General features: G+C 50.2%; 7 protein-coding genes. All 7 read left to right on the top strand.

Features of this window, described 5'->3' with window-relative positions; all coding sequences use genetic code 11:
• Window positions 1-44 precede the first annotated feature (44 nt).
• The 7 genes from LRL21_RS13950 (at window position 45) to LRL21_RS13920 (ending at window position 13,019) form a co-directional block, all read left to right on the top strand.
• Window positions 45-3,212: a beta-galactosidase gene (locus tag LRL21_RS13950; protein ID WP_240416384.1), complete on the top strand. Its 3,168-nt coding sequence runs from the start codon at window positions 45-47 to the stop codon at window positions 3,210-3,212.
• 233 nt (window positions 3,213-3,445) lie between these two features.
• Window positions 3,446-5,377 carry a DUF2334 domain-containing protein gene (locus LRL21_RS13945; RefSeq protein ID WP_240416383.1) on the top strand — a complete coding sequence of 644 codons (1,932 nt, stop codon included), beginning with the start codon at window positions 3,446-3,448 and terminating at the stop codon, window positions 5,375-5,377.
• Between the two features lie 148 nt (window positions 5,378-5,525).
• Window positions 5,526-6,887, top strand: coding sequence for an MATE family efflux transporter (locus LRL21_RS13940; RefSeq protein WP_240416382.1), 1,362 nt, complete (start codon window positions 5,526-5,528; stop codon window positions 6,885-6,887).
• 45 nt (window positions 6,888-6,932) lie between these two features.
• Complete coding sequence (locus LRL21_RS13935; protein ID WP_240416381.1) at window positions 6,933-7,841, top strand: N-acetylmuramoyl-L-alanine amidase family protein; 909 nt, start codon at window positions 6,933-6,935, stop codon at window positions 7,839-7,841.
• Between the two features lie 172 nt (window positions 7,842-8,013).
• A complete protein-coding gene (locus tag LRL21_RS13930; RefSeq protein WP_240416380.1) occupies window positions 8,014-8,709 on the top strand; it encodes a response regulator transcription factor in 696 nt (231 codons plus the stop codon).
• 60 nt (window positions 8,710-8,769) lie between these two features.
• On the top strand, window positions 8,770-9,930 hold the full coding sequence (locus LRL21_RS13925; RefSeq protein ID WP_240416379.1) for an exonuclease SbcCD subunit D: 1,161 nt from the start codon (window positions 8,770-8,772) through the stop codon (window positions 9,928-9,930).
• Window positions 9,927-13,019, top strand: a complete 3,093-nt coding sequence (locus LRL21_RS13920; RefSeq protein ID WP_240416378.1) for an AAA family ATPase — start codon at window positions 9,927-9,929, stop codon at window positions 13,017-13,019. The genes LRL21_RS13925 and LRL21_RS13920 overlap by 4 nt, the downstream gene beginning before the upstream one ends.
• Window positions 13,020-13,158 lie beyond the last annotated feature (139 nt).

Here is a 13,158-nt window from a genome sequence, read left to right as displayed (position 1 = left end):
GTAGCTGTGAGCCTAACAAAACTAACAAAATGGAGGTTGATTGAATGAGTAAATCCGTTGTATTTTACGATCAAAGCTTTCCTTATGCAGGGGCGCGTCCTGATAGCGAGGCTTTGAAGCAGTTATGTGAGCATGCGATTATTGCGAATGCCGACGAGCTTGCAGAGCAGCTGCCGCATGCCGACACTTTGATTCATTTGCATGGACCCTACGTACCGAAGGCAGCATGGACGGCAATTATTGAGCATTTGCGGCAGGGAAAGGGTCTTGTGCATTTGGGGGGAGCCCCTTTCAAGGTGCCGGTATTCAAAGACAAGGAGGAGGGCTCCGACACTTCATCATGGATAGGAGAGCCCGAACAAACCGGCTATCATCAGCAGTTGAACATCCATGAAGCGATTGCAATCGATCCTTCGCCCATTGCCAAACTTACGGCGAACATGGATATTCCTTTATTCGCAGACTCGATTGACCTGTTCACAATTGAGCCTACATACGGTCTTGTGCTACATGTGACCAAGGTGGATGATCAGCCTGGACAGCTTGGGTCAAGTGGACCTATGGATGCTCATATCGTACCCTTAATGTTTGGTGTAACCGCAGGCAAGGTGAGCCGGGAAGCAGCAGCTCCTGCCGTCTTGATTGAAAATACGAAGGGCGCCTATACCGGCGGACGCTGGATTTTGATTAATCAGCAGCTGAGTCCAGCATTCTGGCATGAGGGCGCAGGGGTAAATGCGCTGCTGGAATGGAGTCATTATACATCGCTTGGTGTTACCGAGCTGTGGCTGAAGACCAATTATGCCTCCTACGAGCCAGGTGATAAAGTAACGACCAGCATACAGCTTCAACGACTTGGCAGTGGGAGCGGTACGGATGCGGAATGGACATTTACCTTAAAGCTGAAGAAGGCGAACGACAGTACGGCAATGATTGCGGACCCCAGCTTTTCGTATAAGGAGGATCAGTTTACGACTCTGTGGCAGGGCAAAACGAAGCTGCCGGCCTCACCTGAGCTTGGGTTTGTCCGCAACAGCCTGCCAATCCCAGTGGAGGCCGGCTTTTATATTGTGGAATGTGAGGCGGTATCTACGGATGGAGAAACCCGTCGGCTGCGTCAAGGCTTCTGGGGCATGGACAGCGAGTGGCTGCAGCAGGGTGAAATGATTAGCGTCGACCGTGATTATTTTTGGAAAAATGACCGTCCGCTACCTGTGGTCGGTATGACCTATATGACCAGTGATGTGGCCAGAAAGTTCCTGTTTATGCCGAATGTGGCCGTATGGGATAGGGATATGGCCCAGATGAAACGAGCTGGGATCAATATGCTGCGTACCGGTATTTGGACAGCCTGGCGCAGTGTGATGTTTGTTGATGGACATCCCTATGAAGAAGTGCTGCGGGCTATCGATGCTTTTGTACTGACGGCCAAACGATACGATCTCGAGGTTACCTTCAACTTCTTCGCTTTTACACCGGAAGCCTGGGATGGTGTGAATCCTTATCTGGATCCGCGCAGTGTGGAAGCCCAGAAACGATTTATTGCGGCAATTGTATCGCGTCATAAAGAATCAACCAATGTACATTGGGACTTGATTAATGAGCCGACCATGTTCGATCCGCGCCGCTTGTTTTCTGGCCCCCGTTCTTGCCAGGACCCTTTCGAGCGTAAAGCTTTTATCCAATGGTTAAAGGAACGTCACGGTTCTGTAAGGTTGCTTCAGGAACGCTGGAATATGACGCCTGACGAGCTTCCTGCATTTGAAGCGGCTCAGCTGCCTGAACCGAGTGACATTAATTTTAGAACGACCGAAAATTTGGCGAAAAAAGGTGGACCTTGGCTCGATTACACCTTGTTTACGATGGAGATGCACAATCAATGGGCAGCCAAATTAATCCAGACGATCCGTGCTATCCAACCGAAGCAGCTGGTTACGGTTGGGCAGGATGAGGGTCTCGGAGCGCAGCGTCCATCTCCGTTTTTCTATGCAGAGGCGGTTGATTATACGACGGTTCATTCCTGGTGGAAAATGGATGATCTCGTATGGGATGGTGTCTTTACGAAGGCAGCTGACAAGCCGAACCTGATTCAGGAAACGGGTATTATGTATGTGGAAACACCGGATGGTCGGGCCAAACGGAATGAAGCGGAGCTGCGCAATATCCTGGAGCGTAAGTATGCTTATGCGTTCTCGACAGGCGGCGCGGGTGCAGTGCAGTGGATCTGGAATACGAACTTTTATATGAATAATATCAATGAATCGAATATTGGAGCGCTGCGGGCAGACGGAACAGAGAAGCCGGAAGCAGGCGTATCGTATGATTTTGGACAGTTTATGGAATCGATTCGTGACCTGTTTGTCGAACGGCAGCTGGAGGAAACAGCTGTAATATTTCCGTATTCGAACGATTTCTCGAATCGCAAGCTGGCTTATGAGGCCACAACGAAGCTGGTTCGTACGCTCTCCTACAGCCTGAATGTGCATGCACGCGGCTTAAGCGAATATCATTTGGATTCTTTAGCGGATTGGTCACCTAAGCTGATTATCGTACCAAGCGCGCATAACTTCAGTACGGAGGCGTTGGATAGGCTCGTTGCTCATATTAGTGAGCAAGGAGGCGTGATGCTCATTACCGGTCCTGTAGGTCTGGATGAATATTGGCGTCCTCAGTCGAGACTTACAGCCGAGGTCGGCCCGACAGTTGTGACCAACCTGCTGCGTGAAGAGCTGCTGGAAATCAGCGGACGGAAGCTGCAGGTTTCCTTCGGCGGTGCGCGGATTGCTGATGCCAATAAGCAAAAGCCGGTACTGACGCAAGCAGGCAGCACTCAATTGACAGATGTACAGCTGGGACAAGGCCGGTTAATCTGGTGCCCATTGCCGGTAGAGCTGAACGAACGAATCGAGCCGTTAGAGGAGCTGTACAAGCTGGCATTAGCGGCCTCCGGTGTTTCGGAGGAGCTGGAATGGCAGCAGGGTAGAGATTGCCCTGGCTTGTATGGTCGCAAGCTAAGCTTTCGTGATGGCGCATTGTACATCTTCGTCTCGGAGTATGCAATCGATACTGATATCAGGGTCAAGGACCCCGTTACCGGTGTGAGCTATGCTTTTGTCGTGGAAAGCGAGCGGACGGTCATGTTTGCCGCAGATCTACAAGGTCAAATCACGGCTGTATACAGGCCTGAGGAAGTTGCAATTACGAGCATGTAACAACCATATGCGTCCATAACTTGGGAGCCGTTTATCAGGGGTTCCAGAGGTTTCATGCAACTAACGGGGCAGGGTCCTTTTCCGGGACCTTGTCCCTATTTTTTGAAAAGAAAATGGTGTTCGTCGCACTGAAAATCTGCTACAATCATCGTAGTAAACCCATCATCGTAGAGAAGCCGAATGTAAGCGTTTTAATGGTTTGGTATAGCAGCTAGAGGGGAGCTTGAATGACAATGACCATGCTACTTAAATACAGATGGCTGAAATATACCTTGTGCGCAGTTGTAATAAGTATGTTGTTCATGGCTTATGAAATTATTACGGTTGAAGGGGAAGCCAGCACCCCGCGTTTTGTGCTTATGAGGCTTGAAGATATAGGCCCTGGCGGTCAGTATGAAACGCTGGAACAGCTGGGTAAGCTTCGAACGGTGCTTGAATATTTACGTGATCAGAAGGTCGTGTATCATCTAGCCGTCATTCCAAGGTGGATCAGTATGCCAGCAGATGGCAGCCACTATGACGTCTCACTCGATCAGACAGACAATCCTTACATAGCTGCTTATCAGAAGGTATTGAAGGATGCGGTCGCTGACGGAGCAACACTGGGTATGCACGGATATACGCACCAGGTTGGAAATGTTCGTCGTGATGACGGACATCAGGATTCAGGAATCGGGAATGAGTTCAATAATCCGGGCTCCGAGGAAACGATGTCCGCGGCTTTTGCGGAACCGAGATTGCAGGCAGGACTGGAAATTTTTAAAAATGCAGGACTTAAGCCGCGTTTCTGGGAAGCACCGCATTATCGCTCAACTCCCGAGCAGGATAAAATGTTCCGCAATTACTTTGGCTTGAATTACCAGGCTGATGTGCAGACCAACAGGAATACACCGGTTGCCCAATATGTAATAGAGCGCAACAGCGGGTACGGGCAAGCCTCTCTGGGGGCTGCATATGTACCTACTCCGTTCGATTATATTCCTTCAAATAAGGATGAAAAGCTGATACTGGACCGTGTGGGCAAATCGAATATTGTAGCCTCGTTCTTTTTTCATCCTTTTCTGGAGTTCAAGTATTTGGCTCCGGTTGTGGACGAAACGGGAGAGACCATCATTCGTGACGGACTGCCCGAATATCATTATTTAAGCCAGGATAAAAGCATGCTTCAAAAGCTTGTTCTTGGGCTAAAGGCGAAGCACTACTCATTCTTTTCCATTCAGGACTACGTTCCGTTTACTCCTGCACATAGCGTGAAATTAGGCTCTTCCGCACAGCAGGATAAAGAAAAAATGATGCTTGGGGACGTAACCGGTGACGGCCAGGCGGATCTGATCCGGTGGGATACAAAAAACGGGTCCATTTCTGTGACACCGGGCTTCTTTAATGGCATGCGCAATGAATCGCAGGGAGCTCCGTCACAATGGGCCAATGTTGCTTATAAGCCTGGAGCCGCAGCGGCACTTGGCAGAAGTACCAAGGAGAACATGAACAGTCTGTGGGTCATGCAGCCATCGGGAACCCTTGAGAGATTTACTTCGGACGGCCATCGCTTCTCGATGACTAACAGCTGGAAGACGGAGCCTCGCAGCTGTGCAAATTTATTTGTGCTGCCTCAGGCAGATGGTGATGTGGTTGTGGCTGGCCTGACAACGGACCGTTTGCAGCTGTTTGGCTACTTAGTCAGTAAAGGTGCAGTCAAACCGATCAAATCGTATAAATTCAATAATGAGCTTACAAGCGAGCTGCAGTCTCGTAAGATGGACACAGGCGGGGGAGCTTTATTCTCTTCTAGGCCGGGTGCTGCCAAAGGCATCCTGTGGAATGCAGACCTCACTTCCATGGAATGGAAGCAAACCAAGCAGGAATTGGGCATTCCAAATGAGGATGGTGTCCTGCGGTTTGGAGATTTCAACGGGGATGGACGCGAGGATGTGCTGCGGTGGAATGCGGAAACCGGACGTTTTACCGTGTATTTGAGTAACAAGGAGGGTGGCTATTCGCTGCTGTCGACCTTCGGTCCATGGGGTAGACCTGGCTCCAAGCTGATCGTACAAGATCTGGATGGGAATGGGAAAAGTGACCTGGCTCTGTTCAATCGTGAGGAAGGTTATCTGGATACAGCACTTTCCTTCGAGAGCAGAGATTTGCAGCTGCAGCATCCGTAGGAACAATCATAATTGTGCACGATTTACGGACGGCTCCTGGTTTTGATGCCAAGGGCTGTTTTTCTTAGTCTCTTGAATAGCCATTCGATATGGGGCACAATGAGGAGGGTCTGACTAACATAACTTATTACCAAGGAGAACGGGAAATATGGGTTTCACACAAAACTGGAAAATGATCTTGACGCTTGCGCTTCCTTCCATTATTTCTTTTGCTTCGGGTACCGTCACAGGTACAATTAACCTGATAATGGTCGGCTCCATGGGAGCGCTCGTGATTGCGGCTGTAGGGGTTTCGAATATTATTGCTTACAATGCCTGGGCAATTTGCTCCGGCTTTGGACATTCAGTAAATTATCTGGTTGCACAAAACTATGGGGCAGGTCAAATTCAGCAGGCTGTCGAGCGAACGTACATTGCGTTATATGTAGCGCTTCTGGCAGCGGTTGGGATTGTAACACTTGGTATTGTTGCACCTCAGGCAATTTTGCAGCTGATGGGCAGCTCTCAGGAGCTGGTGGATGCAGGCTCGATTTATTTGCGTTACAGGTTATTTGCAGTGGCTTGCTTTATGATCAGTTTTGTCTTTCATGGTTTTTTTCGTGGTGTGGGGGATACGCGGACTCCTATGGTGATGACCATTGTGTCCAATGTCACCATGATTTTTTTCACTTATACACTGACTTATGGCCAATTGGGGTTCCCCAAGCTGGGACTTGAAGGAGCAGGATTGGCTGTTTTTTTGGGTGAAGCCTTATGTCTGGCTGGGAGTATGTATGTGTTTCTGGTAAGGATGCATGCGCGCTTTCATACACGCCGACGCGTGAGGATGAGTGGAACAGAGGCCCGGCTTATTATAGGGGAGAGCGGTAAGCTTGGCATGCAGGAGCTTGCGATGAGTGCCGCAATGTTCGTATTTACGATGTACGTAACGAGACTTGGTACGGATGCGCTGGCAGCTAATGAGATTGCGCTAAATGTGATGGGTCTTGGCTTTATGCCTGCCTTTGGCTTTGGAGCGACAGCGACCATATTGGTCGGTCAGGAAATTGGCCGTGGTGCTCCGTTTAAAGCAAGACGCATGGCGACGGATGTGGCTATATTGGGTAGTATTTTCCTGTTCGTGCTCGGTCTGGCCGAGTTTGTGTTTGCCGAACCGATAGCTCTATTGTATACAGATGAGCTTAATGTTTATAAACTGGCAGCCCAGTTGATCACGGTATCTGCTTTTTTACAGCTATTTGACGGTCTGCTCAATTATTATGCAGGAGGACTTCGAGGGATCGGGGATACGACGTTCCTGCTGCGTATATCGCTCATTCTGAATTGGGTGATATTTATACCGGGCGCCTATGTATTGATCTTTGTGCTGAATTGGGGAAGCATGGGGGCGTGGATTTCGCTTTATGTATTCCTGTTCCTGTTCGCCCTAGGATGTATGCTTCGTTTCTATCGAACCGATTGGCACGGTGTGACCATGAAGCAAGCTGAGGCAGGGAAAACAACGCATTAAAATGAATAATTAAGTTTGTATGATTAGAGGGAGTTGAATGTCTTTATGAGTAAGCTTCAAACGAGTGTAGTGACCGCCTTATTGGCGTTTGGTGCTGTGTCCTTGGTCTTTGCTTATACTCAGACACCTATTGTTTCTTCAAGTGATTCCGCGCTTCAATCTGCTGCCCAGACCGTTCCTTTGGTCGTATCCTCATCTGCGGAGTCTGCCCCGGTATCTAATGAATCGCCGATGGCTCCACAGACTTCACAGGCCCAGCCTGCCCAGGCATATGCGCAGGAAGCATCCGCAGCAGAAGCAGCACCTGCTTCCGTTTCACGTGGGCTTATTTACCTCGATCCCGGTCACCAGCGTAAAGGCAATGCTCAGCAGGAGCCGGTGTCGCCTGACTCCAAGGAAACAAAAGCGAAGGTTACCGGAGGTACAAGAGGCGTGGCCACTGGCAAGCCGGAGTACGTGCTGAATCTGGAAGTTTCTCTGCTGCTCAAGGAAGCGCTGATTGCCCGTGGATTCGAGGTGCAGATGACCCGTGAGGATCATGACGTAGATATTAGCAATGCGGAAAGAGCCGAGATGGCCAATGCCGTGAATGCACAGCTTGCTGTCCGTATTCATGCGGATGGGAATGATTCGCCCAAGGCCAAAGGTTATTCGGTCTTGTACCCCGATGCAGGAGTCAGAGCTACACGAAGCATTCAGCCAGCAAGCCGAATGGCGGCAGAATCGATTCTTGAAGCGTTAAAAGCAGGCACAGATGCTGCATCGAGAGGAATGGTGGCCCGCAGCGACCTATCTGGCTTTAATTGGTCTAAGGTGCCTGTTGTGTTGATTGAACTGGGATTCATGACGAATCCGGCAGAGGATAAGCAGCTGTCCGTACCTGAATACCAGCAGCAGCTGGCAGACGCTATTGCAGACGGTATTGATACTTATATGAAAAATAAGGAAAATTAAGGCTTTGTCCTACACATAGTTTCGGTCAATATGCTTTTATTCAGTGTATGTAGGGGAGTAGGCTATTGTATGTTTTTCCAATACATAATACTTGACCTTGAGTGGGCATTTGACTATCTTTGTATGAGAGAATGACGAATGTTGGGTAAATGTTTGGATGGAGCGGTGAGTCGTGGCAGAGCAGACAATTTTGGTTATTGAAGATGATCCGGAAATTCGTAATATTATTCAAATGTATTTGCGAAAAAATGAATACGGTGTTGCATTGGCAGCGCACGGTGATGAAGGGATTGCTATGCTGCTCGCGGTTCAGCCGGACTTGATCATTCTGGATGTGCTTCTTCCAGGTATGAACGGGTTTGAGGTGTGCAAGGAGATTCGCAAGCTTTCTTCGGTGCCGATTCTTTTTGTGAGCTGTCTGATGGAGGAGCATGACAAAATCGTCGGCCTTGATGTTGGCGGTGATGACTATATGACGAAGCCCTTCAGTCCGAATGAGCTGATTGCACGGGTAAAAGCGCATCTGCGTCGTCCGTATTTGTCGGGCAACCACTCAAACCGATTGGAAAAGATTCATTATAAAGGCTTATTTATGGACGTCCTCAAACGCCATGTTTCTGTGGATGGGATCACGGTAAGTCTCGCCAAGAAAGAGTTCGAGCTGCTGAAGCATTTGGGCAGCCATCCCGGTATAATATTCACCCATGAGGAGCTGTTCCGTGAAATATGGGGACAGGAAAGTTACAATGATACCCGTACGATCATCGTGCATATCAGCAATCTTCGCAAGAAAATCGAGCCAGATCCTACCAATCCGCAGTACATTATTAATGTCCACGGAGTAGGTTATAAATTTAATGCTTCCTGAATGAAATCAACAGGCAGAACGTAACGGAAAATCCTTGCAGCTGAAAAGGAGGGAATCACCTTGAAATTCATACATACGGCGGATTGGCATCTCGGCAAGCTGGTTCAGGGCATTTACATGACTGATGATCAAAAATATGTGCTGCAGCAACTGCTGGATACGGTAGAGACTGAGCGGCCGGATGCGGTCATTATTGCAGGTGATCTGTATGATCGTGCAGTGCCGCCTACGGAGGCTGTAGAGCTGCTGGATGAGCTGCTGGAACGTATCGTAATCGGATTGAATACACCTGTTTTGGCGATTTCAGGAAATCACGATAGTCCGGATCGGCTTGATTTTGCAACGACGATGATGGAAGCGCAGGGCCTACATCTGTCCGGCCAGCTCAAGGGAAAGCCGGTCATATTGCGTGATGAGCATGGAGAGGTGCATTTCCATCTTGTTCCTTACGCAGACCCTGCACAGATCCGCTACCAGCTTGCCGATGAAACGATAAAATCGCATGATGACGCGGCAAAAGCGATCGTTGCCAAAATTGCTGCCGGGATGGACCCTGCTGCCCGTCATGTGTTCGTAGGCCACGCCTTTGTAACCCCATACGGAGAAAAGCAGGATAATACGAGTGAATCGGAAAGACCCTTGTCCATTGGCGGGGCTGAATGTGTGCATGCCGAATACTTTGCACCCTTTCATTACACAGCACTCGGCCACCTTCATCAAGCTCATTATGTAGGGCATGAAAAGATTCGCTATGCGGGTTCTCCGCTGAAATATTCCATATCCGAGGAGCATCATCAGAAGGGTTATTATATGGTGGAGCTCGACGGACAGGGACAGGTAACCATAGACAAAAGGAGCTTTCTTCCCAAACGTGATCTGCGGCGGGTCGAGGCAAGCATAGAGGAAATCGAGCATCATCCTGTCAATGAGGATTATGTGTTCGTCACGCTGTTGAATGAAAATCCGGTGCTGTTTCCAATGGAAAAGGTACGGGCCGTCTACCCGAATGCTATGCATGTGGAGCGCAAATGGACTCGGAGTCAGCGCAGCCATGAAAGCAACGAAGAAAAAGTAGAGCAAGAACGTAAACAGCGTGACCCAGCTGTCTTGTTCGCGGCTTTCTATGATCAGGTTAGGGGCAGCACACTTTCGGCTGAGAAGCGCCTGCTATTCGAGCGTGTGTACGCGGACGTTGCTGCAGGGGAGGGAGAGTCGGAATGAGACCGCTGCGATTAACGATGACGGCACTCGGGCCTTATAAAGAAAAGGAAACCATCGATTTCAGTCGGATGGAGCACCATCGCTTGTTTGTGATCTCGGGCAATACCGGAGCCGGGAAAACGACGATTTTCGATGCGATTTGTTATGCGCTGTATGATACGGCGAGCGGCGAGGACCGGTACGAGACGCGTATGCTGCGAAGTCATTTTGCCGATGATCAGACACCGACCACGGTGGAGTTTGACTTTGCCATCGGTTCACGCTCTTATCGTGTTGTCCGCCAGCTCGCCTATCGCAAAGGCAGCAACAAGAACGAGACACCTCCGACTGCGGAGCTGTATGAGATCGGGAGTGGACAAGCAGTTCCCTGCGTTGACCGTTTTACGATCAAGGATATCAATACGAAGCTGCAGCAAATTATCGGCTTGAGCAAGGATCAATTCAGCCAGATTGTGATGCTGCCGCAGGGCGAATTTCGTAAGCTGCTGACCTCGGATACGGAAAATAAAGAGGAAATTTTGCGTCGGATCTTCCGCACAGAGCTGTATCAAAAGGTAGAGGACCGCTTTAGGCAGCTGGTACGCGAGAACAAGGAGGCAGCTGATCGACTGCGGGCTGAGCTGGAATTCACGGTCCGTCAAATGTCTGTCTCACTGCCTGTACGCGAGGAAAGCTCACTCTCGCTGACATTGCAGCAGGACAAGCATAATGTTGTGCAGCTGCTGCAGGGCTTGGATGCGGAGATCAGCCATTATATGTTAATTGTTGAACAAGCGGCGGCGAACAAAGCGGCGCTCGAACAGCAGGTGCAGCTGGATACAGATGCTTATCATAAGGCGGCTGCGTTGAATGAACGTTTTGCGGAGCTCGCAAACAAACAGAAATCACGCGAGCAGCTGGAAGGGCGGCTGTCCGATATTGAGCGGGATCAGCAGCGACTCAGGATGGCCGAGAAAGCTGCAGCACTTGAGCCTTACGAGGAGCAGAGCGTGAGAGCCAGCGAGCAGCTGCTCATGCTGACAAGCAAGCTTAAGCACAAATCAACCGACGTCGAAAGTGCTGCACTCGCCTTACGGGAATCAGAACAGAAGCTGCATGCAGAGCAAGCACGTGATGGTGAACGTAAAGCTGCGGAGCAGGTGCTGCAGCGGCTCCAGGATATGGAGCCTGTTGTGAAGTCGCTGCATGATCGGCAGGCGGCGATTGTCCAGCTGGAGGCTGAGGAAAAGGCCGCTGGGTCCAGACAGGCAGCGATCGAAACTGCTTCGATTCAGGCCACTGCAGAGAAGCAGCAGCTTACCGCGCAGATCAAGGAACTGGAGCATGCAATCGATACTCTTCCTATGAAGCTGACCCGCTTGAACGAGCTTCGCGATCATGCAGGCAAGATGAAGGAAATGCTTCGGCTGCGCAATCAATTGGAGGAATGTTTCAAGCTGCAGCAGGAAGGTCAGGTGAAGCTGGCCAGCGAGCTGGCCCAGCATGACCGTCTGGAAGCGTTATGGATCGAAGGTCAGGCAGGGCTGCTGGCCGAGCATCTGCACGATGGTAAGCCGTGTCCTGTATGCGGGAGCACGGAGCACCCGGATAAAGCGCAGCCAGAGACGGCGATTCCTACCCGAGCCCAGCTCGATGCTGCCAAAAAGCAGCTTCATGCGGCCAGAGAGGAGTACAGCAAAGCAGAAGCTCAGGTCGCTGCCGCGAATGCAGGACTTAAGGATAAGCAGGCAGATTTGACGCAAATGGGCGTTTATTTTGACAATATTAACGAAGCTTATCAGCAGCTTGTCGCTGAAGGGAAAAGCCTGAAGGAAGAAACCGATCGCTTAGGAAAGCAGGCGGAGCAGCTCAAGCAGCTTAAAGCAGCCCTGGAATTGATGGATACCCGGCTGGAGCAGCTGAGTACTGATAAGCATCTTCTTAATGATCAGCTGAGCAAAATTACCTTGGATCGTTCCTTAAAGCAGGCAGCATTAGCCAGGGATCTGGACCATATTGAGCCGGATCTTCGTTCGTATCCAAGTCTGAGAGCGAAGCTGCAGGAGCAGTCCAGGTTGGTTGAAGCAATGACAGCAGCCTGGAAGCAAGTCCAGGAGCGCCACAGTCAGCTGCAAATGAAATGGGCGCAGGAGCAGGCGACACTCGCACAGATGGAGCTGCAATTGCAAGAGGCGGTTCAGCATAATGAGGTGATGACCAGCCGATTCAAGGCAGAGCTGGCGAAGAGCGGTTTCGAGGATGAGGCCGCCTACAGATCTGCGAAGCTGTCAGAAAGCAGTAGGTTGATGATCAAGGAGCAGCTGCAGCAGTTCCAAACTGCGATGTCTTCGCTGCTGCAGGCGATCTCTGATCTGGAGCGGGAGCTGGCCGGTAAGGAACGTGCTGATCTGGAACTGTTATTTGAACGGTTGGCAGGGTTAAAACAGCAGCTTGAGCAAGTGGCGGTGCTATATCAGGAGGCACGGGCTTACTTGCAAACAGCCGGAAGTCTGAAGCTGACCATCGAGCAGACAAGCGGGAAGCTGATTGAGGCGGAGCGCAGCTATGGCGAGGTCGTTGATATTCATCAGGTATTAAAGGGCGATAATGCGCTGCGCATGTCGTTTGAACGATACATACTGATCGAGTTTTTTGAGCAAATTCTTCATGCTGCCAACCAGCGATTGCACAGCTTGTCCAACGGACAGTTCGAGCTGATGCGCAGCGAACGGGTGGAGAAGCATAACAAAGCGAGCGGTCTGGGGCTGGATGTGTTCGACTCCTACACGGGGCAGAACCGTGATGTCAAGTCTTTATCTGGCGGTGAGAAGTTCAATGCTTCACTCTGTCTGGCGCTTGGTATGACGGATGTGATTCAAGCAAATCAAGGCGGGATATCGATAGAAATGATGTTTATTGACGAAGGTTTTGGTACGCTGGACGAGGAATCACTGAATAAAGCTATAGAAACGCTTATTGATTTGCAGCGCATGGGGCGGATGATCGGTGTCATTTCCCACGTTGCCGAAATCAAGGCTTCGTTCCCTGCCATATTGGAGGTCACGAAGTCGCGAGAAGGGTACAGCCACGTTGAGCTGGTTTTGAAATAATGCAGAACATGTAAAAAGATGAGCCGCAATGAAAAATAACCTTCAGGCTTCACCTATTATACGGAGCTCCGAACGAAGTGCAAGTTGACCAAAAGTCAGCTTCACTATGTATACAGCTCCGGTAGGTGAACACCTGAAG

The organism is Paenibacillus periandrae (assembly GCF_022458865.1).
GTDB classification, from domain to species: domain Bacteria; phylum Bacillota; class Bacilli; order Paenibacillales; family NBRC-103111; genus Paenibacillus_S; species Paenibacillus_S periandrae.
This window is presented reverse-complemented; position numbering and strand designations above follow the sequence as displayed.